The 25,466-nt window shown below is 72.7% G+C and carries 28 protein-coding genes and 1 pseudogene; 12 read left to right on the forward strand and 17 right to left on the reverse strand.

All coding sequences use genetic code 11. The features are described from left to right. Nucleotides 1-29: 29 nt before the first annotated feature. On the reverse strand, nucleotides 30-611 hold the full coding sequence (locus PV341_RS22445; protein ID WP_500358840.1) for a helix-turn-helix domain-containing protein: 582 nt from the start codon (nucleotides 609-611) through the stop codon (nucleotides 30-32). Nucleotides 612-1,038: 427 nt separating this feature from the next. Here PV341_RS22445 and PV341_RS22450 point away from each other — a divergent pair, with 427 nt between their 5' ends. Continuing rightward, nucleotides 1,039-1,584: a hypothetical protein gene (locus tag PV341_RS22450; RefSeq protein WP_500327018.1), complete on the forward strand. Its 546-nt coding sequence runs from the start codon at nucleotides 1,039-1,041 to the stop codon at nucleotides 1,582-1,584. Nucleotides 1,585-1,762: 178 nt separating this feature from the next. Here PV341_RS22450 and PV341_RS22455 read toward each other — a convergent pair whose 3' ends face one another. The 6 genes from PV341_RS22455 to PV341_RS22480 form a co-directional block, all read right to left on the reverse strand. Next, on the reverse strand, nucleotides 1,763-2,137 hold the full coding sequence (locus tag PV341_RS22455; RefSeq protein ID WP_500327020.1) for a hypothetical protein: 375 nt from the start codon (nucleotides 2,135-2,137) through the stop codon (nucleotides 1,763-1,765). A 324-nt stretch (nucleotides 2,138-2,461) separates the two neighbouring features. Then, nucleotides 2,462-2,860: a VOC family protein gene (locus PV341_RS22460; RefSeq protein ID WP_500327022.1), complete on the reverse strand. Its 399-nt coding sequence runs from the start codon at nucleotides 2,858-2,860 to the stop codon at nucleotides 2,462-2,464. Beyond that, nucleotides 2,857-3,150, reverse strand: a complete 294-nt coding sequence (locus PV341_RS22465; protein ID WP_499510253.1) for an ArsR/SmtB family transcription factor — start codon at nucleotides 3,148-3,150, stop codon at nucleotides 2,857-2,859. The genes PV341_RS22460 and PV341_RS22465 overlap by 4 nt, the downstream gene beginning before the upstream one ends. Nucleotides 3,151-3,217: 67 nt before the next feature. Next, the gene (locus PV341_RS22470) at nucleotides 3,218-4,351 is read right to left on the reverse strand and encodes a PP2C family protein-serine/threonine phosphatase (protein ID WP_500327026.1); all 1,134 of its coding nucleotides are present in this window, start codon (nucleotides 4,349-4,351) and stop codon (nucleotides 3,218-3,220) included. 176 nt (nucleotides 4,352-4,527) lie between these two features. Beyond that, on the reverse strand, nucleotides 4,528-5,307 hold the full coding sequence (locus tag PV341_RS22475; RefSeq protein WP_500327027.1) for an alpha/beta hydrolase: 780 nt from the start codon (nucleotides 5,305-5,307) through the stop codon (nucleotides 4,528-4,530). Nucleotides 5,308-5,413: 106 nt separating this feature from the next. Continuing rightward, on the reverse strand, nucleotides 5,414-5,938 hold the full coding sequence (locus tag PV341_RS22480) for a P-loop nucleotide/nucleoside kinase family protein (RefSeq protein ID WP_500327029.1): 525 nt from the start codon (nucleotides 5,936-5,938) through the stop codon (nucleotides 5,414-5,416). 198 nt (nucleotides 5,939-6,136) lie between these two features. Between PV341_RS22480 and PV341_RS22485 the strand changes: the two genes are divergently transcribed. Further along, entirely contained in the window at nucleotides 6,137-6,691 is a 555-nt protein-coding gene (locus PV341_RS22485) for a DoxX family protein (protein ID WP_500327031.1), read from the forward strand. A gap of 70 nt (nucleotides 6,692-6,761) precedes the next feature. On the opposite strand, the gene PV341_RS22490 is transcribed toward PV341_RS22485, so the two are convergent. Further along, a complete protein-coding gene (locus PV341_RS22490) occupies nucleotides 6,762-7,919 on the reverse strand; it encodes a glycosyltransferase (RefSeq protein WP_500358841.1) in 1,158 nt (385 codons plus the stop codon). A gap of 194 nt (nucleotides 7,920-8,113) precedes the next feature. On the opposite strand from PV341_RS22490, the gene PV341_RS22495 reads away from it, so the two are divergent. Then, nucleotides 8,114-8,686 (forward strand): SMI1/KNR4 family protein, encoded by a 573-nt coding sequence (locus PV341_RS22495; protein ID WP_500358842.1) that lies wholly within the window; start codon nucleotides 8,114-8,116, stop codon nucleotides 8,684-8,686. A gap of 266 nt (nucleotides 8,687-8,952) precedes the next feature. Here the strand turns inward: PV341_RS22495 and PV341_RS22500 are convergent, their stop codons facing one another. From PV341_RS22500 to PV341_RS22510, 3 genes are all read right to left on the reverse strand, one after another. Next, nucleotides 8,953-9,171: a hypothetical protein gene (locus PV341_RS22500; RefSeq protein WP_500327038.1), complete on the reverse strand. Its 219-nt coding sequence runs from the start codon at nucleotides 9,169-9,171 to the stop codon at nucleotides 8,953-8,955. Nucleotides 9,172-9,224: 53 nt separating this feature from the next. Then, nucleotides 9,225-9,530, reverse strand: a complete 306-nt coding sequence (locus PV341_RS22505; protein WP_500358844.1) for a hypothetical protein — start codon at nucleotides 9,528-9,530, stop codon at nucleotides 9,225-9,227. Between the two features lie 63 nt (nucleotides 9,531-9,593). Then, nucleotides 9,594-9,749, reverse strand: coding sequence for a hypothetical protein (locus tag PV341_RS22510; protein WP_500358845.1), 156 nt, complete (start codon nucleotides 9,747-9,749; stop codon nucleotides 9,594-9,596). Nucleotides 9,750-10,087: 338 nt separating this feature from the next. On the opposite strand from PV341_RS22510, the gene PV341_RS22515 reads away from it, so the two are divergent. Both PV341_RS22515 and PV341_RS22520 read left to right on the forward strand, forming a co-directional pair. Next, the gene (locus PV341_RS22515; protein WP_500358847.1) at nucleotides 10,088-11,740 is read left to right on the forward strand and encodes an alpha-keto acid decarboxylase family protein; all 1,653 of its coding nucleotides are present in this window, start codon (nucleotides 10,088-10,090) and stop codon (nucleotides 11,738-11,740) included. 150 nt (nucleotides 11,741-11,890) lie between these two features. Beyond that, a complete protein-coding gene (locus tag PV341_RS22520) occupies nucleotides 11,891-12,523 on the forward strand; it encodes a DUF6193 family natural product biosynthesis protein (RefSeq protein ID WP_500327042.1) in 633 nt (210 codons plus the stop codon). Between the two features lie 39 nt (nucleotides 12,524-12,562). Here the strand turns inward: PV341_RS22520 and PV341_RS22525 are convergent, their stop codons facing one another. The 3 genes from PV341_RS22525 to PV341_RS22535 form a co-directional block, all read right to left on the reverse strand. Further along, nucleotides 12,563-14,080 (reverse strand): GMC family oxidoreductase, encoded by a 1,518-nt coding sequence (locus PV341_RS22525; protein WP_500327043.1) that lies wholly within the window; start codon nucleotides 14,078-14,080, stop codon nucleotides 12,563-12,565. Between the two features lie 55 nt (nucleotides 14,081-14,135). Beyond that, on the reverse strand, nucleotides 14,136-15,617 hold the full coding sequence (locus tag PV341_RS22530; protein WP_500327044.1) for an aldehyde dehydrogenase family protein: 1,482 nt from the start codon (nucleotides 15,615-15,617) through the stop codon (nucleotides 14,136-14,138). Nucleotides 15,618-16,019: 402 nt separating this feature from the next. After that, on the reverse strand, nucleotides 16,020-16,511 hold the full coding sequence (locus tag PV341_RS22535) for an ATP-binding protein (RefSeq protein WP_500358849.1): 492 nt from the start codon (nucleotides 16,509-16,511) through the stop codon (nucleotides 16,020-16,022). A gap of 183 nt (nucleotides 16,512-16,694) precedes the next feature. Between PV341_RS22535 and PV341_RS22540 the strand changes: the two genes are divergently transcribed. From PV341_RS22540 to PV341_RS22550, 3 genes are all read left to right on the forward strand, one after another. Continuing rightward, nucleotides 16,695-16,961, forward strand: coding sequence for a WhiB family transcriptional regulator (locus tag PV341_RS22540; protein ID WP_500358860.1), 267 nt, complete (start codon nucleotides 16,695-16,697; stop codon nucleotides 16,959-16,961). A 180-nt stretch (nucleotides 16,962-17,141) separates the two neighbouring features. Then, a complete protein-coding gene (sigJ, locus tag PV341_RS22545; protein WP_500358850.1) occupies nucleotides 17,142-18,008 on the forward strand; it encodes an RNA polymerase sigma factor SigJ in 867 nt (288 codons plus the stop codon). A 108-nt stretch (nucleotides 18,009-18,116) separates the two neighbouring features. Then, on the forward strand, nucleotides 18,117-19,034 hold the full coding sequence (locus PV341_RS22550) for a DUF6891 domain-containing protein (RefSeq protein ID WP_500327048.1): 918 nt from the start codon (nucleotides 18,117-18,119) through the stop codon (nucleotides 19,032-19,034). 185 nt (nucleotides 19,035-19,219) lie between these two features. On the opposite strand, the pseudogene PV341_RS22555 reads toward PV341_RS22550, so the two are convergent. Next, nucleotides 19,220-19,443: pseudogene (locus PV341_RS22555) on the reverse strand (cytochrome bc1 complex cytochrome b subunit); the annotation flags it as partial. Here PV341_RS22555 and PV341_RS22560 point away from each other — a divergent pair. Next, complete coding sequence (locus tag PV341_RS22560; protein ID WP_500358861.1) at nucleotides 19,414-19,536, forward strand: hypothetical protein; 123 nt, start codon at nucleotides 19,414-19,416, stop codon at nucleotides 19,534-19,536. The pseudogene PV341_RS22555 and the gene PV341_RS22560 overlap by 30 nt on opposite strands. Nucleotides 19,537-19,625: 89 nt before the next feature. Here the strand turns inward: PV341_RS22560 and PV341_RS22565 are convergent, their stop codons facing one another. Further along, a complete protein-coding gene (locus tag PV341_RS22565) occupies nucleotides 19,626-20,372 on the reverse strand; it encodes a phosphotransferase family protein (RefSeq protein ID WP_500327049.1) in 747 nt (248 codons plus the stop codon). Between the two features lie 320 nt (nucleotides 20,373-20,692). On the opposite strand from PV341_RS22565, the gene PV341_RS22570 reads away from it, so the two are divergent. Continuing rightward, a complete protein-coding gene (locus PV341_RS22570) occupies nucleotides 20,693-21,544 on the forward strand; it encodes an NmrA/HSCARG family protein (protein WP_500358851.1) in 852 nt (283 codons plus the stop codon). Between the two features lie 37 nt (nucleotides 21,545-21,581). Here the strand turns inward: PV341_RS22570 and PV341_RS22575 are convergent, their stop codons facing one another. Beyond that, complete coding sequence (locus tag PV341_RS22575; protein WP_500358853.1) at nucleotides 21,582-22,331, reverse strand: hypothetical protein; 750 nt, start codon at nucleotides 22,329-22,331, stop codon at nucleotides 21,582-21,584. Nucleotides 22,332-22,766: 435 nt separating this feature from the next. Between PV341_RS22575 and PV341_RS22580 the strand changes: the two genes are divergently transcribed. Beyond that, complete coding sequence (locus tag PV341_RS22580; protein ID WP_500358854.1) at nucleotides 22,767-24,470, forward strand: bifunctional phosphatase PAP2/diacylglycerol kinase family protein; 1,704 nt, start codon at nucleotides 22,767-22,769, stop codon at nucleotides 24,468-24,470. A gap of 42 nt (nucleotides 24,471-24,512) precedes the next feature. Further along, complete coding sequence (locus PV341_RS22585) at nucleotides 24,513-25,466, forward strand: YihY/virulence factor BrkB family protein (protein WP_500358856.1); 954 nt, start codon at nucleotides 24,513-24,515, stop codon at nucleotides 25,464-25,466.

A 25,466-nucleotide genomic window follows, 5' to 3' on the forward strand; every position in this document is an offset into this window, starting at 1 on the left:
TTTTTTTTTTTTTTAAAGCGAAGACGGCATTACGGGTTTGAAGAGGGTCCGTGGGGCCGGGGATGTTTATAAGAGACAGCGCCGGGGGCGGTCGTCCGCGAGCCCGCGGTGCGGGAGGCGTCCGCCTCGGAGGACCGCTCGCCCGACAGGGCGGACGTGCTGCGCAAAGCGGCGACCAGCGCGCAGGCGACGGCGATGGACGCCAGGACCCCTCGGCGGCGGTACCAGGGGCGGGGAGCGGGGGTGGGAGCGGGCGCGTCCGGGTCGGGGCCGTCCCCGGGCTGCTCCGCGGAGCTGCCCTCCTCGACGAGCACCCCGTCCCCGTCCGGTGCCGCCGCTTCCGCCGGACCGTCCGTACGCACCTCCTGCCGAGCCGCCATCGCCGACAGCCACAGACGGTGCAGCTCGAGCCGCTCCTGCGGGCCCGCGTCGCAGAAGGCCGCGAGCCGTTCCACGGGCGCGAAGTCCTGAGGCACCGCGTCGCCCGTGCAGTACCGGTGCAACGTCGAGGTGTTCATGTTGAGGCGGCGGGCCAGAGAGGCGTAGCTCCGGTTCGTGCGGTCCTTCAGCCGGCGCACCAGCGCCGCGAACTCCTCGACATCGTCGCGCATCGACACCGTTCTCCCGTCGTCCGGCCGCCGATCCTGCATCCCAGGCACTCATATCCCTGCACGTCAGATGGGCCGGGATGGTTCCACCGCCGCCAAGGGGGCGGTAATCGTTGCGCAGGACTCCGGTGGCCGCCGATGCTCTTCGTGTCGCACCGACCAGGGCCGGACCGACCAGCCGGCGTCGGGCGACGTCCGGCACCGATGCACTGCACTCATGCATCCACCGCATTCACCGCATTCACGGGGGGACACCCATGCCCAAGCGCACCCGAGCAGGCGCGCTCCTCGCAGCCGCCGACCTGCCGCCGCACCGCACCTCGTCCTGAACGGCCCGCAAGGCCACCACCGGCGTACCGGAGGCGACGGACCGGGACACCGGCCCGCGGACACTGCCGGACCACTCGATCACCCGAAACGGAGAACCGACATGAACAACAAGACTCGCACCGCCCTCACCGCCGGCGTCCTCGCCGTTGCCCTCGGACTCGGCGCAGGCATCCAGGCCTCCGCCGGGACCCCGCACAGCGTCAGCGCCAAGTCGTCCGAGTCGGCACAGGCGTCCGTCCACGCCCCCGCGAAGGCGTCCACCGCAGCACCGCAGTCGGTCAGCGGCACGCCCGGTCGGGCGGTGACCCGGGTCGCCGACTTCTACGGCGCGTACATCGACGCGAAGGGCGACTACACGGACCCGGACGTCACGCTGGCCACGGCCCTCCGCAAGCACTACCTGACGCCCGACTTCGCCCTGCGGCTGGCGGCCTGGGAGAAGGAGAACGGGGCGGACGGCGTCCTGCGCGCCCAAAACGTCCCGGCCCGGTGGACGGTGACCGACAACGGAACCGTGGGAAACGGCCATGAGGTCATCGTCACCCTGACCTTCGGCAGCGGGGAGACGGCGCAGAAGACCAAGCTCTTCGTGCTGCTGGAGCGGTACGACCACATCGTCGACATCGAGACCACGAGCGCCCGCTGACGGCTGACGGCACCGCTGACGCACACCATGGGGCCCCGCCGGGCAGTGCAACTCCGGCGGGGTCCTGTGTACCCACCGCGCAGGAGGCGCGTGCGGTGCGTAGGCCCGGGCGGCGAGGACGGCTTCCCTCGCCGCCCCGGACGCCGCCCCGGGAAGTCCATCCTGGGCTCAGGTGTGGCTAGTCACCCATGAACCACAAGTAGCTGCCCGGCGTCGCCGCACACGCTTCGAGAAGTTCGGCGAGGTCGAGCAGAGCCGCCTTCTGCTCCTCGTCAGTGCACCGCTGCGTCAGGACGGCGACCTCCTGGCGGACGACGTGAGCCTCCTGCTCGTTGAACAGCGACCTCCTGGCGGACGACGTGAGCCTCCTGCTCGTTGAACAGCGTGTCGCCGTAGGGTCCACCCAGCCGAGCTTGCCGGAGTCGTGCCGGCCGAGCGTGCCGAGCACCCTCGCCAGCGCTTCACCGTGCTCATAGGACCCTCGCAGCAAGGTCCCCCGGGACGTCCCCTTGCGTGCTGGTCGCCCAGAGTGCAGTTCCAGTTCGATCCCCACGGCCCCTCCCTTGGCTCGGTAGTCCAGAGACGACCTGCTGAACTGCTGGGAGCTCATCGTCCGACAGCGTGCCCGTCCGATCCGGGGTGGCGTTCACGCGGATCAAGGTACCGGGAGCGCAGCGCAACGGCTCCGGGCGGGGATTGGCTGCGCACGGTGATCCCGCGCCCCGACTGCGGGCGCCGGTGGCGGCGCCGCTACTGCGACGGCCCCTGAGCGCGCTCGTCCCAGCCGACCGCGACCGCCCAGGTGACCCCGGGCCCCGCGGTCACCGCCCTCGAAGTCAAGGACACGCGGGGGCGGGACCACCGTCCACGCCCCGCCTCAGTTCCCGGCGTCCGCGCTGTGCACGATCTGGATCAGGTTGCCGCAGGTGTCGTCCAGTACGGCGGTCGTGACGGGGCCCATCTGCACCGGTTCCTGCGTGAAGTGCACCCCGAGCCCGCGCAGCCGGGCGAACTCCGCGCGCACGTCGTCCACGGCGAAGGAGGTCGCCGGGATGCCGTCCTCGGCCAGCGCCGTCTTGTACGGCTTCACCGCGGGGTGGCCGGAGGGCTCGAGCAGCAGCTGCGTCCCGTCGGGCTCCTCCGGTGAGACCACGGTCAGCCACCGGTCCGTACCGATCGGGACGTCGTGCTTCTTCACGAAGCCCAGCACGTCGGTGTAGAAGCGCAGGGCCTTCTCCTGGTCGTCGACGAAGACGCTGGACAGGTGGATCCTCATGGGGTGCTCTCCGATGCGTCGGGCCTGAGCCACCGGGTCACGATGTGCTCCAGGGGTTCGGTGTTCAGGTCGTGGTATTTGTACCGGCCCTGGCGCCGCGTGAGCACCAGCCCCGCCGATTCGAGCACGGCCAGGTGCTGGCTGACCGCCTGGCGGGACAGCCCCAGGCCGTGCTTCATCGCCAGCCGCCCGCAGATCTCGAACAGGGTCTGGCCGTCCCGTTCCGCCAGCTCGTCAAGGATGCGTCGGCGGGTGGGGTCGGCCAGCGCCTTGAACACATCCTCTGCCATGACCGCAACGATAGGCAAGTGGATGCTTGCCTATCAAGCCCGGGTTCCGGGGTCGCCGTCCGGCGGTTCAGCTGTCCTGGATCCGGTCGGCCGCGGAGGCCCCGTCTTCCGTCGGGGTGTGCGTGATGGCCAGCAGCGCCGTGTCGTCGGTCCTGCGGCCGCCGGTGTGGCGGTGGTGGTCGGCGAGCAGGGTGTCCACGAGGGCGTCGGGGTCGGGGCGGCGGCGGCCCGTGCATCGGGCGACGGGGTCGTAGAAGGTGCCCGACGCGTCGCGGGCTTCGGTGAGTCCGTCGGTGTAGAGCAGCAGACTGGCCCCTTCGGGGAACGCCACCGTGTCGACGCGGTCGACGGTGTCGGTGCCGTCGTCGAGGGCGCCGAGGCCCAGGGGCAGGCCCGGCCCGGTGGGCTCGACGTACCGCACGGTGTCGCCCAGGAAGAGCAGCGGCGGCGGGTGGCCGCGGTTGACCAGCCGGACCTCGTTCCCGTGCCGGGGGAACTCCGCCAGCACGCCGGTGATGAACCCCTCGAACTCGGTCAGGGTCCCCGACTGCCGGGACTCGAGGGTGACGGCCCGCTCCAGCCGTTGCGCGAGGGCGGTCAGGCTGGGCTCCTGCAGGGCCGCCTCGCAGAAGGTCCCGATGCCGACGGCGACCGCCCTGACCGCTTCCATCCCCTTGCCGCGTACATCGCCGATGACGCAGCGGACGCCGAAGGGGGTGTCGACCACGGCGTAGAGGTCCCCGCCGATCTGCGCGTCCGTCTGGGCGGCCTCGTACCGGGCGGCGAAGCGCAGCGGGCCGATCCGCTCCGGTGGTGTCGGCAGGACGGCGCGCTGGACGGCGGCGGCGATGTCGCGTACGGAACGGAGCTGCGCATCGCGGTGGTACAGGAGCCGGTTCAGGAGGACGGCGATCCCGGTCACCGTCGCGACCATGAACAGCTCGCTGAACGCGATGGCACTCCGGCGGTAGCCGAAGACCCAGAACATGACCGCGTCGAGGACGAGGGCGGTCAATCCGATGAGGACCGTCCCGCGCAGCGACAGCAGAGCGGCGGCCACCAGCACCGCAGCCGCGTAGAGGGCCGCGGCGCTGACGGTGCGTGGCGTGGCGAGGTCGATCACCACGGCGACGAGCAGCAGGACGGCCGGCAGCAGGCGACTCTCCGTTCCCGCCCAGCTCCGCGTTCCCAGCCTTGCCACGTGCTGCTCCCGAGGTCGACCGGGCTTCCGGCCAGCTCAGGCTAACCGTCGCCCGTCCGCCCCGCCCTCCACGTCACCCGGCTCGCCCACCGCGGACATCGCCACGTGCCGGGTGTCACCCGGCTGGAGCAGGGGGCCCGCAGTGGGCCGGTGGTGGGCCGGTGGTGGGCCGGCGGTCAGGCCGTCCCACCGGCCTCGCCGGTTCGCAGACCGCGGCGGAGGGCGTCGAGCTGCTCGGCGATCATGCGGCGGCTCACCTCGGTCCGCGGGGCCAGTTGGGCCGCGCCGTGGAAGGCGCCCGGGAAGTGGTGCATCTCGGTGGGGACGCCCGCGGTGATCAGCCGGTGGGCGTAGGCCAGGTCCTCGTCGCGCAGCGGGTCGAACTCGGTGGCCGCGATGTACGTGGGCGGCAGTCCGGCCAGGTCCTCCGTCCTGGCCGGGGCGGCGTACGGGCTGACGCCGTCGCCGCCGCGCAGCCCCTTGCCGCCGAGGTAGTGGTCCCAGCTCCGTTGGGCGTTGCGGCGGTTGAAACCGGGGGTGTCGGTGAAGGCCCGCATGGAGGCGGTGGCGAGGCGGTCGTCCAGGATGGGGGCGCCGAGGTACTGCATGCTCAGGGCGGGGCCGCCGTGGTCGCGTGCGTACAGGGCGACCGCGGCCGCGAGGTTCCCGCCGGCGCTCTCACCGGCCACCCCGATGCGGTCGGGGTCGACGCCCAGTTCGTCGGCGTGCCCGGCCAGCCAGCGCAGGGCGGCGTAACAGTCCTCCAGGGCGGCCGGGTAGGGGTGTTCCGGTGCGAGGCGGTAGTCCACCGACACGACCACCGCGCCCACCTCGGCGGCGATGCGGGTGGTCTCGTTGTGGAAGAAGTCCACGAGCCCGATCACGAAGCCGCCGCCGTGCACGTACAGCAGGCCGGGCAGCTTGCCTTCGTGGCCCTCCGGCCTGTGGACGTGCACCCGGACGTCCGGGGCGCCCTGCGGACCCGGAACGGTGACCTCGCGGAAGTCGACCGGGACCGGCGGGGTGTAGGGATCGGCTTCGAGGCCCCCGCGGCGGCGGTCCTCACTCGAACGAGGGCCACCGGCCGGCGGCCCACTCGCGCCATCCCGGCCACCCGGCGGGAGGGTCGCCCACGTCCTCGCCGGCGAGTTCGGCGGCGTCGGGCTCCTCGAACAGCGCCCGCCATTGCAGGAGGTCCGCCTCGCTCATCGGGAAGGTCCGTTCCGGTGTCGTGGCCTGGCGCCGGGCGACGCGGGCCCGTTGGGTCTCGTGGTCCACCGGTACGTACACCAGGCGACAGGACCCGCCCGCGGATTCCGCCAGGCGGCGGATCGCCGACCTCTCGTCACGCGACCAGCACCCGAAGTCCAGGACCACATCGGTCCCGAGCGCCAGCGCCTGCAGCGCGAGCCGCAGCAGCAGCCCTTCCAGCACGTCGCGCTTCCCGTCGGCCTCGGATGCGCCGAACAGCGGGATCATCCACTCGTCCGGCGTCAGGCGCAGCGCGCCGTGTTCCCCGGCGAGCCGCCGGGCCACGGTGGTCTTCCCGGCCCCGGGCAGGCCGACCATCAGGAACAAGGAGGTCACCCGGAGATCCTGCCAGGGGAGGGACGGGGTGGGGCCATCGGTGGCACGGCATGCGACCCCCATGGACCTAACGTCCGGCGTGCCGCCTGCCGGACGGCGCCGCAGGGCGTCACGCTGCTGCCGTGATCGGCCGTGCGGTGGACCGCCCGTCGCGACGTCCGGCTCGCAGGCCGCACATCCCCACGAAGGGCCTCAGACATGTCCGCTTCCCCGCTCGGCACACTGTCCCGCTCCGGCTCCCACGCCACCGCCGAGTTCGGCGTCCCGCCGTACGTCCATGACGCCGGGCTGCTGCTCCTGCGGCTGGTGCTCGGGCTGACGATGGCGGGCCACGGAGCCCAGAAGCTGTTCGGCTGGTTCTCCGGGGTGGGCCTCGACGGCGCAGGACGCGTCTTCACCTCCGGCGGCTACCCGGCCGGGAAGGCGATGGCGGTGCTGGCGGGGCTCAGCGAGGTGCTCGGGGGCGTGGGCCTCGCCCTCGGGCTGCTGACCCCGCTCGCCGGGGCGGCGGTGGTGGGCGTCATGGTCAACGCCGTCGTCGTGAAGTGGGGTGGCGGGTTCTTCGCCCCGACGGGGGTGGAGTACGAACTGCTCATCGCCGCGCTGGCCACCACGCTGGCCGTCGGCGGGCCCGGCCGCTTCGCGTTCGACCGTCACCTTCCGGGCGTGCGCGCGCACCGGGTGGGCCACGGCGTCTCCGCGGTGGTCCTCGGCGTGGTGCTCGGCGTGTTCGTGCTGCTGTTCCGCAAGTGACCGGGGACGGCGGCGGGGTCCGCGCGCGTGGGGCCCGTCAGCCGTCCGACGGGCCCTCTCGCGCTGCGCGCTATGCCGCGGCGGCGGCGGTGAGGCGCTCGGCGACCTCCGAGGCCGAGGGCATCGCGGCGATCTCGTCACGCAGGCGCTCCGCCGCCGCGGTGAACGCGGGCTCGGCGAGCACACGGCTGACAGCGGCGGTGACCGCTTCCGGCCCCTGCTCGCCGATCGGCATCGCCACGCCCGCTCCCGCGGCCTGGAGCCGGAACGCCTGACGCTGCTGTCCGGCCGCTCCCGGGACGACGACGGCCGGGATCCCGCGCGCCGCCGCCCCGAACGTGTTGCCGGAACCGCCGTGGTGCACGACGACCGACACGCCGTCCAGCAACTCCGCGGCCGGCACGAAGGACACCAGCTCGACCCTGCCCGGCTCCAGCCCGAGGTCGTCGACCGGGGCGCCTCCCGTCGTGGCGACGAGGTCGACGTCCAGGACGCTCAGCGACCGGAGCAGCGGACCGAGTGCGGAGGCCCTGCCGGAGACGGTGCTGAGGCTGACGAGCACCCGGGGCCGGCCGGTACCGGGGACCCTGGCCGCGCGCGGCGTGCCCTCGGGGCCCTGGTGGGGCTCCGGCCGCAGCGCCATCCGTTCGAGGGGCGGCAGAGCCCCGCCGCGCTGCAGGCCGGGCGGGCAGAGGTCCACCAGCCAGCGGCCGGACGGCGCGTGGGCCGGGGCCTGCAGACCGCGGTCGAGGTAACGGGACCGCGCCGTCGCGGCCAGGGCGTCCAGGACCTCGGGCTCGAGCGCCGGGTCGATGCCCATCACCGCGGACGGCACCTTGAGCACGGCGGCGACCAGCGGCCCCACGAAGTCGCAGTGCTCCGACACGACCAGGTCCGGCTCCCACGTGCGCGCCTCCGCGAGGGCCTCGTCCACGGAGAGGTCGACGCGTACCCCGGCGAAGAACTCGGCGACCAGCGCCGGCGAAGGATTGGACGCCATGTCGACACCGCTGCGGCGGGACACTTCGGCGATCGCCACGTCGACGGCCGGACCGGCGGGGATCAGCTCAAAACCCTGCACCTCGACCGGGCCGGCCATGGCGGCGGCGGAGACGAAGGCAACCGTGTGCCCTTGCGCGCGCAACGCCCGGGCGAGCGGCAGCAGGGGCAGGAAGTGGCCGGTCAGGGGGGTGTTGAACATGAGGATGCGCATGGGTATCGAGATCACCTGTGTGCTTGTGCCACCTGCGTGGCCGCGGTGGGCGGACCGTCGTCGCGGTGCGACTCCCCGGGCCGGCGTGCTGCCCAGGACCCGGAAATGATTGTCGGCACAAGTATATGGGGGCTACTTGCCGAAGCAAGCAGGGGCCCCCGGGTCGCTCGTGGACACCGCTTGTCAGACGGGCCCGTCATGATCGGCACATGATCGAAGCCGACGACCCGGCCGATGACCTGGCCGACGACCTGGTGGTGCGCGCGGCGGCGAAGGCCGGGGCCACCACCGGGACCTTGCCCGCGCCCGCCCGGGCCGCGCAGGTGGCGGAGGCCGAAGCCCTTCTGGGCTTCGCGATACCGCCGTTGCTCGCCCGCCTCTACACGGAGGTGGCCAACGGCGGCTTCGGGCCCGGGTACGAGCTGTTCCCGCTGGTCGGGCAGGGGTGCAGCGCGGTGGCCGCGTACCAGGCCCGGCGGGCGGAGTCACAGGCCGCGGCCTCCCCGCACTGGCCCGAGGGCGTACTGCCGATCCTCGACTGGGGCTGCGGCATGTACGGCGCGGTGGACTGCCGGAGCGCGAGCGGCACCGTCCTGATCTTCGAGCCGAACGCCGACACCGGTGACTGGTCGGACGGCTGGCTCGTCGACGAGCGGAGCCTGGCCGACTGGCTCGGGACCTGGCTCGCCGGCGGCGGCTGGTACCGGCTGGACGGCCACGGCGACGACGAGCTCCCGGAACCCGGCAGGTGGGAGGAGGCGGCCACGCGGCTCGCCGCCTGAGGGCACGCCGCGGGGGCGCGGTTCTGTCCTGTGTCTCCGTGGTCGTGGTCGGCCGCTGCCCGGGGCGGTCGGGTCAGTAGCGGGCGCCGACGGGGCGGTACGGCGTCGAGGCCCGGCGACATCACTCTGGGCCACCAGCCGATGCAACCGGACGGCACCCCTGGTCACCGTCTGGTCACCCACTGCGCCGAGGAAGGGAGCCCCGACCACGACACGACGGTCCTCCTCGACATGATCGGCACCCGGCGGGACCCCGCGACCGCGGGTCAGGGCATCGGCCTGCCGGCCTCGCCCCGTCGGCGGGACATCCCGCGGTGGACCGTCCAGCAGCTCACCAGGACCAGCAACGCCCCGGCGACGGGCCATCCGATGGACCCGCCGTCGCGGTACTCCCGTACGCCGGTGAAGAGCAGGAGCCCTGACGGGATCAGTACCGCCCAGTCGATTGCCCTGCCCCATCTCCTGAGGGCCGTCTCGTCGATCATGCGCGGATCATACGGTCGACGCGTGCGTCCGGCGGAGCCGGATCCGGATCCGCCTACTGCTCGATGAGGCGAAGGGCCCCGATGATCGCGAGCGTCGGGCCGGCGATCGTGAAGACCGAGCCGACGATCTTCGTCTTGATGCGCGAGGCCATGCGTGTGGCCGAGGTCGGTGCGGGCACCCATCCGTAGGCGTCATGGGCGTCCTGCTGTGATTGCTCGTCGTACGCCACCCAGAAGCGGGTGTGCCGGATTCCGAGCAGGCCGAACACGGTCATCCCCAGGCCCATGAGCAGCATGAAGACGGCCTCACCGCGGGGTGACATGGGCGCACCCGCGAGGACTGCTGCGAACTCGTGCACGGTGGCTCCTCGAGCGGCGTCGGGTTCGGGCGGCTGCGCGCTGCACGGGGCAGGGGTGCGGTGCTACCTCGTGCGGAGGCGTTGCCGCAACTGGCGGGTCTTCTCCACGGTCGCCACGGCCGGCATCAGCGTGCCCACCGTCGTGGCGGAGTCGATCAGGTCCTCAGGACCTCCGAGGAGGTGGGCCAGGCCCCATCCGGCGAGGGACAGCGCCGCCATAGGACGAGACGGTGACGGCGAGCCGGCGCCGGAACGGGGTGGTGTCGGCCATGGGGTCGAGGGTATCGGCCGATCCGCAGGCCGGACCGCGTGTTCGACCGGGCCCCTGCGATCCGTTCGCGCAGCTCGTGCCCCGGATGGCTCCGGTTGCGGGCTGTGGGGGATGCGGACAGCATGTTGCGGGGGCGAAAAGCCCCGCTCGCTTCACCTGTGGCACTGGCGGTGGCCGTTCCCGTGGTGCCCGCCGCACTCCGCGCCGCCCGGCGAGGCCGGCACCGACTCCACCGGAGACCGGCGCCCTGGGGCGGTGGTGCCGTCACCAGGAAAGGAACCTCCCCATGTCCACCACCGTCATCCAGCACGTCCTGAACCGGCTGCGGGACATCGGCGTGCGTCATGTCTTCGGCGTCCCGGGCGACTACGCCTTCCCCGTCAACGACGCCATCTCCCAGCACCCGGACATCCAGTGGATCGGCAGCTGCAACGAGCTCAACGCGGGGTACAGCGCCGACGGCTACGCCCGCGTGCACGGTGTGGGCGCGGTGAGCACCACCTACGGGGTCGGCGAACTCAGCGCGATCAACGCCATCGCCGGTGCGTACACCGACCACCTGCCCGTGTTCCACCTGGTCGGCATGCCCAAGATGCCCGTGCAGGCGCACCACTCGGTCGTCCACCACACCCTGGGCAACGGTGAGTTCGACCTCTTCCTGAAGATGTCCGATGCCGTGGTGTGCGCGAGCGCGATCATGACGCCGCAGAACGTCGCGTCCGAGACCGAGCGGCTCATCGCGGCGGCGGCCTACCACCGCCGCCCGGTCTACATGGCGTTCCCCGCCGACCTGGCGGAGATGCCCGTGGTCGGATCGGCCCAGCCGATCCCCGCACCCGCCAGCGATCCCGCGCAACTGGACGCCGCCGTGCGGGCCGTCGCCGACATGCTCGGCCGGGCCGAGAGCGCCTGTGCCCTGCCCGGGGTGCTCGCCGCCCGTTCCGGCCTCGGACCGGAACTGCAGCGGTTCCTGGACGCCACCGGGATGCCCTTCGCCACGATGATGGCCGACAAGGGCGTCCTGAACGAGGAACAGTCCGGCTACTGCGGCATGTACGACGGCAAGCTCATGAACGAGGGCGTCCGCCGCTTCGTCGAGGGCAGCGACGTCGTCGTGCTGGTCGGTGCGCTGATGCACGACTTCAACAGCGGCGCGTTCACCGCCGACCTCGACCCCGGTCGCACGATCGACATCCGCCACCACCACGTGAGCGTCGACGGCATGACCTACCAGAGCGTGGAGATGAAGGACCTGCTCGTCGCGCTCACCGAGAAGCTGCCGCGCAAGCAGTGGCCGCACCTCGAGGCCCGGGTGACCCGCATGGCCCCGGCAGGAGGCAGCGGCGGCGACTCCATCACCGCCGAGAACCTCTACCCCCGCTGGGAGGACTTCCTCAAGCCGGACGACATCCTGGTCGCCGAGACCGGAACGGTCTCCATGGGCCTGGCGTTCGCCCAGCTGCCCAGCGGTGCCACCTTCCACAACCAGACCCTGTGGGGCTCGATCGGCTGGGCCACGCCCGCCGCCGTCGGCGCGGCCGTCGCGGCCCAGGACGGCCGGCGCGTCGTCCTCATCACCGGCGAGGGCTCGCACCAGCTCACGGCGCAGGAGATCAGCCAGTTCGGGCGGTACGGGCTGCGCCCGGTGGTGTTCGTGCTGAACAACCACGGCTACCTGATCGAGCGTCTGCTGTGCAAGCACCCGGACATCGCCTACAACGACCTCGCCAACTGGCGCTACGCCGAACTGCCGAAGGCCCTGGGCTGCGAGGACTGGTTCACCGCCCGCGTCTCGACCCTCGCCGAGCTCGACCAGGCCATGGACGCGGCGGCGAAGGCCGGCACCGGCTGCTACATCGAGGTCATGACCGACACCTACACCGCTCCGCCGCTGGCCAACCAGCTCCACGACAACATCGAGAGCCTCTACGCCGGCTGACCGGCCGTCAACCGGCGGGCGGCTGCGGCAGAATCAGAAGTCGTGGCCCAGCAACGTGATCCAGCCCATCTCTTTCCCGACATCGCGAGTCGGGGCGGTCTCGCCCAGGCACTGCGAGCCGTGGCGGAGGAGGAAGGTTTCTCCCTCCCCGTGACCGCCCCGTCCGCGGACGCGTTGACCCACGCCGCCGTCGAGAGCAGGTTGCCGCACCGGGGTGCCCTGCGGATCAACGCGTCGGAGTTCGCGCGGGAGTGGTGGATCCGTGGCGGAGAGGCGTCGCAGGGCGTACCGCTGATCTGGGGACGCGCCGCGGAGTTGGGGCAACTCGCGAGGGCCGCGCGGGCGTGGCACGAGGGCGGGTCATTGAGCGACATCCGCCGGGTCGCGCCCTTCGTGCTCATGACCGGCCGGTTCGAGGTGCCCGACGGCGATCCCGTCCGGCTGGCCGAGTCCGAGTGGCAGGGCCTGCGCAAGGAGGCGGGGGAAGTGGCCGTGCCCGGCTACCGGGCGCTGGTCGAAAGGGCGTACGCCGAACCGGCTCTGAGGGGTCTGTACCCCTTCCGGGACAGGTGGGTGCTGTACTTCTCGACCACCACCCGCCCGGACCTGACCGTCACCGGGCCGTGCCTGCGCGCCGATGACGTCGACCGGTTCACGGTCCGCGGAGCCTTCGCCGACCGGGACGTCCTCACCGAGACCGCCACCGCGCGGGAGGCGGTGGCGGTCGCCGTCCGGCATCTGCCGAGCGGACTCGGCCCCGTCACGTCCGGGGCGCCCCGGTAGCCACCCGCCGGCGCCGTCAGGACCTATCCGGACCACCGCTCAGGACCGCAGCAGCTCGGCGGCGCGTTCCGCGATCGCATAGACGGTGGCGTTGGTGTTCGCGGAGGGGATCGAGGGGATGACGGAGGCGTCGGCGACCCGCAGGCCGTCGACGCCGCGCACACGCAGGGCGGGGTCGACGACGGAGCCGTCGTCGTGGCCCATCCGGCAGGTGCCGACGGGGTGCATGTACGAGCACAGGGTCCTGAGCGCGTGGTCCCGCAGGCCGGCGTCGTCCGTGACCTGGGGCCCCGGCAGGACCTCGTGCCCGCGCCACTCGGCGAGCGCGTCCGCCTGACCGATCTCCCGCGCCAGGTGAAGCCCCCGGACCACGGCGGCCAGGTCCCGCTCGTCGCCGTAGTAGTCGGGGTCGACGAGCGGCAGGACGTCCGGGTCGGCGCTCGCGAGGCGGACGCTCCCGCGGCTGTGGGGCCGTATCGAGGAGACGGAGATGGTGTAACCCTGCCCCGCGGCGGGCGCGTCGGGGACGGGGATGTGACCCGCCGCGTCGACGAAGAGCACCTGGAGGTCCGGGCCGTCGAGCCCGGGCCCGCTGCGCACCAGGCCGTACGCCTCGCCGTGGTTGTTGGCGCCCTCCGGGACCGGACGGGCCGCCCGGTAGATGAGGTTGGCGATCGGGTGGTCGTGCAGGTTCTCCCCGACGGCCGGGAGGTCCACCACGACGTCGATGCCGGTACGGCGCAGGTGCCCCTCGGGGCCGACTCCGGAGAGCATCAGCAGTTGCGCCGATCCGATGGCGCCCGCGGTGAGGACCACCTCGCCCGAGCACCGCACGAGCGATACGGTGCCGTCCCTGGCGCCGTACTCCACCCCGCTGCACCGCCCGCCGCCGATGTGCAGCCGGAGCACCTGGGTACCGGTCACCACGGTCAGGTCGGGACGGTGCAGGACGGGGGCCAGGTAGGCGTCGGCGGCGCTCTGCCGCCTGCCGTCGACGACGTTCAGGTCGGACCAGCCGAATCCCTCCTCCGCTCCGCCGCCGATGTCGGTCGCGCGCCGGTGACCGGTCTCGGCCGCCGCCTCGAGCATGGCCGCCACGACCGGGTTCGGGGACTCGGGGAGCCCGACGGTCAGGGGGCCGCCGACCCCGCGCAGGGCCGGATCCCGTCCGGAGAGGTTCTCGCTGCGCTTGAAGTAGGGCAGCAGCCCGTCGAACCCCCAGCCCTCCAGGCCGGCTTCCGCCCAGGCGTCGTAGCTGGAGCGGTGGCCGCGGAGGAAGTTCATCGCGTTGATGGCGGATCCGCCGCCGAGCGTGCGCCCGCGGGCGAGGGGGACGGTGGTGCCGCTCGCCCGCTGCCGGACGGTGGTGTCCCCCCAGTTCGCCGACGTCCGCAGCAGGGCCGGCCAGGCCGGGGGCGAGGTCATGTCGGCCGAGGTCTGCGCCGTGCCCGCCTCCAGCAGCAGGACGCGTACGCCCTCGGGCTCGGACAGCCGTGCCGCGATCACGCAGCCGGCCGTCCCGCCGCCGACGACGACGTAGTCGTAGCTGTCGGTCATCGATGTCCCGTCCGTTCCTCGTGAGTCGATCGTGTGCCGTGCCCAGAGGGGCAGGTCATTCGGCGATGGGGTAGCGCGGCGGCCGCGAGCCTTCGATGGTGATCCACTGGAGTTCGGTGAACTCCTCCAGGCCGGCGCGCCCGCCGGACTTGCCGTAGCCGCTGTTCTTGACGCCGCCGAAGGGCATCTGCGCCTCGTCGTCGAGCGTGCTGCCGTTGATGTGGCACATGCCGGCGTTGATGCGCTTGGCGAGGTCGAGGGCGAGGGGGATGTCCCGGGTGAAGACGGCCGAGGTGAGCCCGTAGTCGTTGTCGTTGGCCACGCGCAGGGCCTCCTCGGGTCCGTCGACGGAGATGACGCCGACGACGGGGCCGAAGGACTCCTCGCGGTAGACGCGCATGTCCGGGGTGACGTCGGCCAGTACGGTGGGCGCGAAGCACGGACCGTCCGAGGTCCCGCCGGCCAGGAGCCGTGCGCCGGCCGTGACCGCGTCCAGGACCAGGTCGGACAGCCGATCGATGCTGTCCGGTCCGACGACCGGGCCGAGCGCGGTGTGCGGGTCGCGCGGGTCACCGCAGGTGACGGTGGCGGCGACGGCGGCCAGGCGCCGGGTGAACTCCTCGGCGATCCTGCGGTCGACCAGGATGCGTTCCGTGGACAGGCACGCCTGGCCCGAGTTGGCGAAGGCGCCGAAGGCCGTGGCGCTGATCGCCCGGTCGAGGTCGGCGTCGGCGAGGACCAGGACGGGCGCCTTGCCGCCGAGTTCGAGGATCGCCTGCTTCATGTGCGCGGCGGCCCGCTGCGCGATGATCCGGCCCACCCGGCTCGAACCGGTGAAGTGCACCCGCCGTACGGCCGGGTGGGCGATCAGCGCGTCGACCACCTCGGGGCCGTCCTCGGGCGCGTTGGTGACGAGGTTGTACACCCCATGGGGCAGCCCGGCCTCGGTGAGGCACTCGGCGACCAGGCCGTGGGTGCGCGGGGTCTGCTCGGACGCCTTCATCACGACGGTGTTGCCCACGGCCAGCGCGTACGGGACCGAGTTGCCGACGAGCAGCGCCGGGGCGTTCCACGGGATGATGCAGGCGACCACGCCGACCGGTTTGCGGATCGCGATGGAGGTGCGGCCGGGTGTCTCGGACGGGATGAGCTCGCCGGTGAGGCCGTCGTGGACCGCGCTCGCGGCGTAGCGGAACTTCTCGGCGAGGGCCGAGGTGTTGTAGTGGCCCCATGGGGCGGGGCCGCCCATCTCGACGGTGATCGCCTCGGAGATCTCCTCGGCTCGCGCTTCGAGTGCCTCGGCGGCCGCCCACAGGATGCGGCGGCGTTCGTTGGGCGGCAGCGCCGCCCAGGCGGGGAAGGCACGGTCGGCGGCATCGGCCGCCCGCAGGACGTCCGCCGAGAGGGCGGCTGCGGCCTGGGAGGCGATGTCGCCGGTGAACGGGTCGCGTGCGGTGAAGGTGTGCGTGCTGGCGGCCTGTTGCCAGACGCCGTCGATCAGCAGTTGCTGCACGGTGTTCTCGCCGGTGAGGGTCACGGGTGGTTCTCCTGCTGTGCGGAGGCGCGGTGCTTCGTGCGCAGCACGGCGCGTGGAGGTGGCGCTGGGACCGGTGGTGCCAGAGCGAAGGGTGATGCCGATCGGACGGGCCTGCTGGATGCGGGGCCCGTCAGCGACGCACGGGGTGGCGTCGTGCACGTCGGCGGTGTCGCCGAGGGTTTCCGGTGGCGTGGGGCGTGTGTCGTGCTCCGGCTCGCGGAGCGGGAGTTGGCGACCGCCCGCCACCGGCCTCGGCGCATGCGCGGCGGGCTCCGAGGACGCCTCACGTGCCGGTGGGGCGTCGGAGGCGGTGGCCTCCGCAGCGTCCGGAGTCCCCCGGCCGGTGCTATTGAAGGATGTCCGTGCAGCGTAGCGCTGATAAGCCGCAAGGTGCAATAGGTGCTAACATTTATGTATAAATCGGACGCGGATGACGTCGCGCCCTTGATCACGGCGAAGAACCCGCCCCCGGCGGCAGTTGCTGGTCGACCCAGACGAGCTTGCCTTCCGGAAGGTGGCGGGCCCCCAGGCGCGGGACAACTGCGCGACGAGGAAGAGCCCGCGGCCGTGTTCGTCGGTGGCGGTGGGGCGGTGCAGCAGCGGGTGACTGTGGCTGGAGTCCGAGACCTCGCAGGTCAGGACTGCGTGCCGGATCAGGCGCAGCCCGATCGTCCGGTCGTTGTCGCAGCCTCCGCCGCCGTGGACGACGGCGTTGGTGACCAGCTCGCTGACGATCGGCTCCGTGGACTCGGCCAGGTCGTCCAGCCCCAGCGGGCCAGTTGGCGGGTGACGAGCGCCCGGGCACGGCTGACGACGGCCGCGGCGCCCGGGGGCCCGTACGTCACATTCCGGCGGCCTGTGTCGTCGTACCTCTGTGGAGGCGCACGCCTTCACGGGATGTGCGGATCGCGACCATAGGCTGTGTCTATCGACGCCTTCCGATATCCGTCTTGGACGTCACGGCGCGCTCGTCCATAGCATCCAGACATGGCACTTACCGTCCGGTCGGGGCCGGGCCCTGGGCCGCGGAACGGCCGCGAACGGTGGGCTGACATGACCACCTATGAGGAGGCTTCCATGAACTGGCGCGACGCCGCCGCCTGCAGCGGGGAGGATCCGGAACTCTTCTTCCCGATCAGCGGCAGCGGCCTGGGCATGGCGCAGATCGACGAGGCCAAGGCAGTGTGCCGGCGGTGCCCCGTCATCGCCCGGTGCCTGGAGTGGGCGGTGGAAACCGGCCCCATGGAAGGCATCTGGGGCGGCACCACGGAGAGCGAACGGCGTGCGATGCGGCACTGCGCCACCCGTGAGCGACTCAGAGGGGCGAGCGGAACCGCCGCCTGAGCCGCCCCACGCGACGGCTCGCCGGTTTCCGTCACCGCCTGCACGAGGGAAGCACGACACTCATGGAGACCCCTGCGCCGCCGCACAGGGGTCTCCTCGGCCAGAGGAACTTTGCTCATGCGGGGCAAGGCCGCGGGGCGACCGGGCACCCTTCCGAACCCGGCGCTGAAGGACCGGCCCATGCTGATGGCGTTGGCCTTCAGGATGCTCGGATCGACGCACGACGCCGAGGACGCCGTCCAGGAGACCTACGCCCGCTGGTACGCGATGTCCCCCTCGGCCCGCGCCGGCATCAGGTCCCCCACGGCCTGGCTGGTCCGCGTGGCCGGCCGGATCTGCCTGGACCACCTCGGCTCCGCCCGCGTCCGCAGGGAGAGGTACACGGGCGAGTGGCTGCCCGAACCGCTGCCGGACAGCTCGGCGTGGAGCAGCGTACGGACGTCCGCGCACATGGACGACCCCGCTGACCGGGTCGCCCTGGACGACTCCGTCACCATGGGGATGCTCGTCCTGCTCGAGGCCCTCACGCCGGCGCAACGCGTGAGCTTCGTCCTGCACGACGTCTTCAAGGTGTCCTTCGTCGAGATCGCCGCCATCGTCGGCCGCAGCGCAGAGAGTTGCCGCGCGCTGGCCGTGGCGGGCCGCAGCGGCATCACCTCCGCGCGCAGGCACGAGGCGGATCAGCAGGAGTACCGGCGGCTGGTCCGCGAGTTCAAGCGGGCGTGCCAGACCGGCGAACTCGACCGCCTGATCGCCCTGCTGGACCCGCAGGTCACCACGCGGGCGGACAGCGGAGGACGGGTCCGTGCCGCTCTCAAGCCCATCCACGGAGCGGACAGGACCGCCCGCTACCTCATCGGCGCGTCCCGTAAGGAGGGCCGTCTGGCCACGGCCCTCATGACCCTGGAGAACGCCGGTCACCGCCCTGCACTGGTCTGCCGGGTGGACGGAGCGGTGGTCGCCGTCGTCACCCTGCACGTTGCCGGATCGCGGATCACCGACGTGTGGATCACGCTGAACCCGGACAAGCTGGCCGCCTGGGTCTAGGGCCTGTCGTCACACCTCGGTCAACGCCCACCCGGGATCAGGGCTGGTCGGCTCTCGGGAGGTCTGCGGTCAGAGGGGTGTGTCAGAGGGGTGTGTCAGAGTCTGCGCATGCTCGAGATCGTGGTGAAGACGGAGAACCGGGAGCGGCACGTCCGTGTGTCCGCCGAGGAGCTGGCTGGGCTGGTCCGGCACATCGGTGGTGACGGTGACCGGTTCCTGGTGGTCCAGCGGATACCCGACCTGCCTGACGTCTTCGCCCAGGTCTGGCACGAGGCCGGTGGTGACTACACGCTGGAGCACCGGGACGGTGCCGCCGACCGGCACTTCCAGGCGATGGCCGACGGGCCCGAAGCCGTGGTCGCGGCGATGACCGGCTGGGCCCGCCAGGAGGCCGGCTGGGACGGTGGTCTGGGCTGGTCGCTCCTGGACATGGGCCCCGTCCCCGAAGTACCGCCGCTCGACCTCGACGAAAACGAGCGCGTGGAGTTGGAGGAGCGCGTCCGCGAGGTGCTGGTCGGCGGCTACGCTTCCCGCGCCGAACTGGCCGAGCTTGCCGAGGAGTACCTGGTCACCAAGGACCGTCGGCCCGTCTCGCGCGAGCAGGCGGAGGCGCTGGCCGACCGGTTGTGGCTGGAGCGGGTCGCGGAGCAGACCGCATGGCAGGGCGAGACCGACCCTGAGCGACTCACCCGCGCGTTCGCCGCCCTGCAGGAGGCCGGCATCACCGCCCGTGAGAACTTCACCTGCTGCCGCACCTGCGGCCAGTCCGAGATCGGCGACGAAGGCAGGCCGGACGCCCGCGGCTTCGTCTACTTCCACACCCAGTGCACGGACTCCGCCGCGGCCGGCCACGGGCTGATGCTCCTCTACGGGGGTTTCGACGGCTCGCCCGAGACCACTGCAGCCATCGGCCACGAGGTCGTGGCCGCCCTCGAAGCGGCCGGCCTTCACGCCGTGTGGGACCGTGACCCCGACCGGGCCATCACCGTCACGCCCCTGGACTGGCGCCGCCGCCTGGTCGGTTAGGGACCGGCGTCAAGGATCACACCCACATCAGGTGTGAGCCGAGGGTGACAGCCGCCCGATATCCCCCGGCTTCGCCGGTCAGTGCTCGATGCCGTGCCGCATCTCCTCCTCGGTGGGCTTGGCCACCTGTGACGCGGGCCCGTAGAAGGCGTGCGACAGGCGCAGCCGCAGGCGTTCGCGGCGGGTCCCAGGCAGATGCGTTTGGTGACGACGAGGGAGACCACCGGGACGACGAACACCGCGACGCGGACGGCCCAGGTGACCGCGTTGATGGAGAGGTGGAAGCGGGTCGCGAACAGGTCGTTGCCGCCGCCCGCCAGCAGGCAGAAGTAGAGGCTCAGCCAGCGACGCCGAGCCCCGTGCGCACCTCGTCGGCCGGGTGGACGGCGTGACGGCGGCGGTCGTCGGTATCGACCTCACCGAGGAGGGCCGCATCGGCCGGATCTGGCTCATGATGCACCCGGACAAGCTGCACGCGTGGCGCAACAGGGACGGCGGATGACGACTCCTGGTGGAAGGAGGTTTCCGGACCTCCGGGAATGGCGGCGTGTCAGTTCCAAGTGGTCAGCGAACAGCCGGGCCCGCGCAGCCTCACATCCGGGATCTCAGCACGTCGACCTCGCAGCCCGGCGCGAACGGGTCGAAGCCGTGCTCGATCAGCCAGCGAACCACCAGCAGGCTTCGCAACGACCACCACGCGTGGATCACGTCGAGGTCGACGTCGGTGCCGTAGCCCGCGACGACGTCGTCGAGGTGCTCCTCGTGTCCGAGCGTGAAGGTGGCGAGGTCGTACAAGGCGTCACCCTGACCCGCCTCGGACCAGTCGATGATGCCCGTGACCTCGTCGCCTTCGAGGAAGACGTGCGCGATCTGCAGGTCGCCGTGCGTGAACGCCGGAGTCCACGGCCGGAGCGCGGCCTCGGCGACCCGGCGGTTGCGGGTGACCAGGTCAGCGGGCAGGAGGCCGTTCGTCACGAGCAGCTCGCACTCGCCGTCGAGTTCCGCCGCCAGTGCGACGAGGCTCCGGCCCGCCCCGCCGGGCCGGGGCGGCAGCGGCGCGTCGTGCAGCTTCCGGATGGCGGCGCCCGCCGCGGCCCACGCCGCCGGTGGCCCGGTCGACGGCCCGCCGAGGCGCCCAAGCGTCGTCCCCGGGACTGCGGCGATCGCGAGCACGGGCGGCTTGCGCCACAGGACCTCCGGGGTCGGGACCGGCGCGAGGGACATCGCCTCGACCTCGACGTCGATGCGCGCCTGATCGGCGTCCACCTTCAGGAACACGTCGCCGACGCGCAGGGTCGCGCGCTCGGAATGGGCGACGACGACTTCCACCTCATCCATGGGCGACCAGTATCCCGGGGGTGATCGCCGACGTCGCCGGGTTTGTCGCGTGCGATGACGCGGCCGGCGGCGTCCCGACACCGATCCGGGGTGTCACACATGCACCAGGTGATGGGTCATGGGGACGAAGGAAGTTCGTGACCACGGAGAACGGCCGTGGAAAGGCCATGCCGGGCGCCCGTTGTTCGCACACGTCCCGGCGTGAAGTTCACCCCGCGGAGGGGCCCGATGTGTCCGTGTTGCCGCGCATGTGCATGCGCCGTGGCCGGATACTGCGCATTGGCGTTCATGCCCTGCGGCCATGAAGAAGGAGTTTCCCGATGGTTGATGAGCCGATCCTGGTGCTTGCCGCAACCGGCGGACAGGGCAGGGCCGTGACCGACGCGTTGCTGGACCGCGGGGCCAGGGTGCGGGCGATGGTGCGGGATCCCGCGCGGGAGGCCGCGCGGCGGCTGGCCGATCGAGGCGTCACCGTGGTGGCGGGCTCCCTGAACGACGGCGCTTCCCTTGCCGCGGCGATGGACGGGGTGGCGGGGGTCTTCGCGTTCACCACGCCCTTCGAGGCCGGCGTGGACGCCGAGGTGGCCCAGGGACGGGCCATCCTGACCGCCGCCGGCGCGACGCGCGTACCGCATCTGGTGTTCAGTTCGGTGGCCGGTGCCGACCAGGGGAGCGGCGTACCGCACTTCGACAGCAAGGCCCGCATCGAAGCCGAGCTGGCCTCCGGCGATGTGCCCCACACGATCCTGGGGCCGACGTACTTCTACGACAACGCCCTCGGCGACGCGGAGCGCATCCGCGGCGGCGTGCTCGACCTGCCGCTGCCCGCCGACAGGCCGCTGCAGCAGCTCGCACGGGCCGACCATGGCGCGTTCGCGGCCGAGGTGCTGCTCAACCCCGCGCCCTACCTGGGGCGGCGTATCGAACTGGCCAGCGACGCACCCACGCCCGCGCAGATGGCGGACGCCCTGCGCGCGGCCCTGGGGCGGGACGTCCGGCACGAGCGCGTACCGCTGGAGGCCATCGGCAACCCGGACATGCACGCGATGTGGACCTTCCTCAACGGCCCCGGCTACCGCGTCGACGTCCCCGCGCTCCACGCGGCACATCCGGAGATCGCCTGGACCGGCTTCGCCGAATGGGCGCAGGCCGCCTTCGCCCCCGCCCACTGAGCCCGGGCGCACGGCCAGGCCACGACGCCCCAGCCGGTCACACGTCCGGTAGGAGGAGCCAGACTTCGGAGAGGGCGAGACCGTGCTCGTGGGTCGTCACCCCGCACGGGCAGCCCAGCCGGATCAGGCGCCAGTCGCAGGTCACCGTCCACGGGCCGTCCCGGCCTCCGCACGCCGGGCAGCCGACGGTCTCGGCCGTCCACACCCCGGCGGCGGGTCTGCCGTGACGCCGGAAGCGGCCCGCGTACCGGACCTGCCAGGGCCGGACCGGTGGTGTGTGCGGGGCGGTCCCGGGCGGGCCCGCCGAGGCCAGCGCGGCGAACAGTTCGGTCAGTTCGGGGAGCAGTGCCTCGCCCGCGTCGGTCGCCGGCCGGGTCCGTACGCCTGCCGTCCCCGCAGGGGACCCGTATCCGGGCGCGGCCGCTGCCACTGGTGGGTTCGGGGTGGCGTACCACGGCAGGAAGGCCCGGGCGACGGCGGCGAGGAGAGCGGCCGCGCGCGGGCTGACGGCGCCTGCGTCGAGGTGGTGGAGGGCGGTGCGCAGGACCCGTTGGAGCCGCCGGTCCCGGTCCGTGGCGCGGGTCCGGGCGGTCGCCTGCCGCCGGGCCGGGAGCGGCGCCGCAAGACGGTCCAGGACCGCCGCGGCCGCTGCGGAGTCCGCGGGGGCGGGCCGCCACTCCCCGGCCGCAAGGAGCCGCCGTGCCTGCCCGGCCTCACGGGCCAGGGCGCGAGTCGACAGCGGCCACGGACCGCAAGTTGCCTCGTGAACCTCGTCCCCGCGCGGCACGGCCTCTTCTCCGCCTTCCCTCGTTCCCGCCGCTGACGCGACGTGGGTCCTTCCCTATCCGTACGCGCTGGACGTGTCCAGCTCCGTCGTCCAGTCCGGAACACGCCGGGGCGCATCCCAGTCGTCCTCCGGCCGATCGCCCGGGGCCGCCCCGTACGGCCGGTCCCGGGCGATAGCGTCCTTCCGCTACAGCCCCCGGCCCCCGGCCGCCGCCTTGCCGCTGAGGCTCTCCAGGTCGCTCCTGCGGACCCGGATCAACAGCAGTGCGACCAGCGGCACGACGGCCGCCATGGCGATGATGACGTGGTACGGGAGGTGCGCCGGGCGCTGATGGGTGATCGGCTCGTCCGCGGCCCGGCTTCGGAAGTGCCCTGATCCGGGCCCTCGATGTCGTCGGTCACGCGTCACCTGGGCCAGACGGGTAAGACGGCAGCCATGAGGATCGCTGGCGGCGCAGTCCCGCCACGGCTGCGGTGGTTGCTGCTGCTGCCCGCGCAGTGGGGGCTGCTGGTGGCGCTCGGAGCGCTGGTGACCGGCCCCCTGGCGGACCGGTGGCCGCTGTCGGGGGAGGACGGCGTCGTCCGGTCCCTGTCCGCGCACCGTACCGGCGCGGGCGTCACCGTGGCGCAGGGGCTGTCACTGGTCGCGGGTACCCAGGGCGTGATCGCCGTGACGCTGCTGTGCGCGGTGGCGCTGCTCGTACTGCCGCGCACCGCGCGGCGGGCCGAGGCGTACTTCCTGGCCGGCGCGGTGGCGGCGCAGTCGGCGGTCTTCGTCCTCGTCACCATGTGCGTGGAACGGCCCCGCCCGGACGTCCCGCACCTGGAGCTCGCACCGCCGACCTCGAGCTTCCCCTCCGGGCACGCGGGGGCCGCACTCGCCCTGTACGGGGGCCTGGCCGTGCTCGCGGCGCGCGGGCCGCGCCGTCCGTGGCGGCTTCCGTCGGTCGTCCTGCTGCTGTGCGTCCCGGCCGCGGTGGCGGAGTCGCGGCTGTACGCGGGCATGCACCACCCCAGTGACGTCATCGGAGGTCTCCTCAACGGCGCCTGCACCCTGTTCGTGATGACCCGCGCCCTGCCGCCGGCCGGCGGACGGCAGGGCCGGACGCCCGGCCCCCGCTCCCGTGGTGGCGGCGGACGCCGGGCCGTCGTCGTCCGGCACCCGCATGCCTGCCCCGGCGAACTGGCCGACGAGGTGCGTGCCGTCCTGGACCGCCACGGCTACACCGACCAGCGGTGGACCCTCACCACGGCGGAGCGCCCCGGCGGGGAACTCGCGGCACTGGCCGCGGTACCCGGCACCACGCTGGTCGTCGTGTGCGGCGGTGACGGCACCGTACGCGCCTGCGCCGGGCCCTTGCTGGGCACGGACACCGCCATGGCCATCGTGCCCTGCGGCACCGGCAACCTGCTGGCCCGCAACCTCCACCTGCCCATGGACCCGGCCGTGGCCCTGGAGCAGGCACTGACCGGGCGGACCACCCGCATCGACGTGGGGCGGGTGCACGGCGACGGGCTGCCCACGACCTGCTTCACCGTCATGGCGGGCGCCGGCTTCGACGCCGCCATGGTCCGTGACGCCTCCGTCCGGCTCAAGGCGCGCCTGGGCTGGAGCGCCTACGTCCTGTCTGGGGTCGGCCATCTCACCGACCCGCGCATGCACCTGGCGATCCGTCTGGACGGCGGCCCGGAACTGCCGCGCAGGGCGCGGATGGTCCTCATCGGCAACGTCGGCGTCCTCCAGGGCGGCCTGCCGCTGCTGCCCCGGGCACGCCCCGACAGCGGATGCCTGGACCTCGTGCTGCTCAACCCCCGTGGCCTGACCGGATGGGCGGCCGCCGCGGGGCACCTGGCGGTACGCATGTTGCCGCACCGCCCGGGGCGCCGCGGCGGCGGCACCGCGACCGGCGCGCCCGTGGCCCGCGGGGCGCTGGAGTACTTCCAGGCCCGGCGGATCGACATCGGCTTCGCCCCGTCCCAGGCACGGGAACTCGACGGGGACGTCGTCGCCGACGGCACCCGGCTCACCGCCGAGGTCCAGCCGGGGGCGCTCGCCGTCCGCCTCCCCGCCCCCACTACTGCACCCGCCACCGAGCGTGCCCCGCGGCACGACGACCGAGCCGTCACCCCCGGCGGCTGAGACCCCCGCCGCCACCCCGCGGCCGTACCGGTCAGGAGAACGATGGGCACCGCCACCCGCGTCCCGCAACGACGCGACGTCCAGGGCGACGAGCTGTCCGGCGACGAGGCCTGGGCCGCGCTGCGCCGGTACGGCGGCTGGAGCCTGCTGCGCGACTCCTTCGTGCGGTTCCGCTACGCCGACGGCTTCAGCCACTCCCGCGCGCTGGCCCTGCAGACGGTCCTGTCGATCGTCCCCTTCGCCATCGCCGTGATCGGCCTGTCGAGCGTCCTGCACACCGACGACATCGGCCGCGTCGCCGAACTGACCGTCCGCCGGATCGCCAGCGGACCCAGCCAGGAGGTGATCGACGACGCCCTGCGGCAGAGCCACCGGCAGGGCGACGGCGGCGGGCAGGCGGCCCTGTGGCTGGGGCTGCTGTTCTCCGTCGTCAACGTCACCACCGGCCTGTGCCAGGTCGAACGCGGCGCCAACCGCATCTACGGCGTGGAGCGCGACCGCCCGTTCCTGTACAAGTACAGCCGCGGCCTGGTGATGGCCGTGCTGGCGGGCATGCCGCTGGGCCTCAGCTTCGTCCTCACCGTCCTGGGAGGCCATCTGACGCGGGCCCTGGCGCAGGTTTACCACCTGGACGCCGCCACCACGCACGCCTGGGACCTCCTGCGCTGGCCGCTCGGGATACTCCTCGCGGTGCTCGCCACCAGCGCGATCTTCCGCCGTTCACCCCGCCGTGCCCAGCCCGGCTACACATGGCTCGCCTTCGGCGCGACGGTGTACCTGGTGCTGTGGAGCGCGTCGACCTGGGCCCTGAGCCTGTACGTCGGGGCGAGCGGATCCTTCACGAGCATGTACGGGCCGCTCAGCGCCTTCGTCGCGCTGCTGCTGTGGTCCTATCTCACCTCGGTCGCGCTCTTCCTCGGCCTGGCGTTCGCCGCGCAACTGGAGGCGGTGCGCGCCGGGGTCCGGCAACCCGCCGCCGACGACCCGGGCGTGTGA

The organism is Streptomyces sp. PA03-1a, from assembly GCF_033792805.1.
Classification (GTDB): domain Bacteria; phylum Actinomycetota; class Actinomycetes; order Streptomycetales; family Streptomycetaceae; genus Actinacidiphila.